Source organism: Vibrio sp. Vb0598, from assembly GCF_033338935.1.
GTDB lineage: Bacteria > Pseudomonadota > Gammaproteobacteria > Enterobacterales > Vibrionaceae > Vibrio > Vibrio alginolyticus.
This window is the reverse complement of sequence record NZ_JAWOTP010000124.1, coordinates 1-1,372: the sequence shown is the minus strand read 5'-3', so window position 1 is coordinate 1,372 and position 1,372 is coordinate 1. Positions and strand designations below refer to the sequence as shown.

The 1,372-nt window shown below is 43.4% G+C and carries 1 protein-coding gene; it reads right to left on the bottom strand.

All coding sequences use genetic code 11. The annotated features are described in order from the left end of the window. Nucleotides 1-1,207: RNA degradosome polyphosphate kinase (locus tag R7Q38_RS23435; protein ID WP_318114473.1), on the bottom strand; the 1,207-nt coding region annotated here is incomplete at its 3' end. Nucleotides 1,208-1,372 lie beyond the last annotated feature (165 nt).

Here is a 1,372-nt window from a genome sequence, read left to right as displayed (position 1 = left end):
GTGCCTGCAGCTCAACGACTACAGTAACGTTTTTGCCGTTATGCACTGCATCAATCAAAGAGTTCATCAAGCGAGAGTCTTTGGCTACGCGGTAGATATTAATTTTGATGCTGAGCACTTTCGGGTCAAAGGATGCCTGGCGAACCAATTCACCAATATGGTCAAAGGTGTGATAAGGGTAGTAGAGCAGAATGTCTTTGGCTTTGATGGCTTCGAAACTGTTGGCGTAACCTTCAAAGTCTGCACACTTCATTGGTGGCATAGGTTTGTTTTCGAGGTATTCTCGCCCGACGTTTGGAAAAGCGATGAAATCTTTGAAGTTGTGGTAGCGCCCACCTGGAATTAGGTTGTCGTAATTGGAAATTCTTAGTTTGCTGCACAAGAAGTCGAGCATCTCTTGCGGCATTTCACGCTCATACACAAAGCGTACTGGCATGGCGGTTAAACGTTGGTTTACTCCTGCTGACATTTGCTCTAGCAAGCTGTATTCGATTTCATTACGCAAGTCGTACTCTGCATCACGCGTCATTTTCATCGCGTAACCAGCGAGCTCATCATAATCGAAAAAACCTTTAAAAAGCTCGTCTAAACAGTATCGGATGATGTTATCAAGCAAGATGATGGTCTTACGGCGTTTGCCTTTTTGCTCTGGCACCATCACGAAGCGTGGCAGGTGGTCGGTTGGAATTTCGATGAGAGCGTATTGAGAGTGGTCTTCTTTGCGCAGTTCGACGGCGATGTAAGCGTATTCGTCTTTGAGGAATTGCAGCACGTCGATTTCATCTTTCATCAACAAAGGCGTGATATGTGGCATGACTTCTTTGCGGAAGTATTTGGTGATCCACTTTTCCTGCGCTTCATCGAGTTGATGCTCATTGACCAAGAAAATGCGACGCCGTGCCATTTCTCTAATTAATTCACTGTAAAGTTCGTCGAATTGTTCGTTAAGCTTAAGGGCTTTGGCTTGCATCTTACTCAACAGACGCTTGGAGTTGTCACTCCCTCCTCGCTCTTGGTTGATCAAAATACGACGTTTCACATCAGCGAAGCGCACTTTGTAGAATTCGTCGAGGTTGTTGGAAAAGATCCCAAGAAAACGAATACGCTCGATCAACGGAACGGTTTTGTCGGCCGCTTCTTGTAACACTCGTTCATTGAAAGATAACCAACTAAGCTCTTTTTCTATATATAGTTTTTCTGCGCTCATAACCTTACCTAGCCTAAAGTGAAGTAATCGTACTGATCATGGGGATAAACAGACGAGTGAAAACATTATGAGATTTTTGTTACAGATATATTTCATACCACGCATTGCATAAGAGTTGTATTCTTTTCAGGTGTTTAATGTGATCTGTAATATAATTGTCATCTT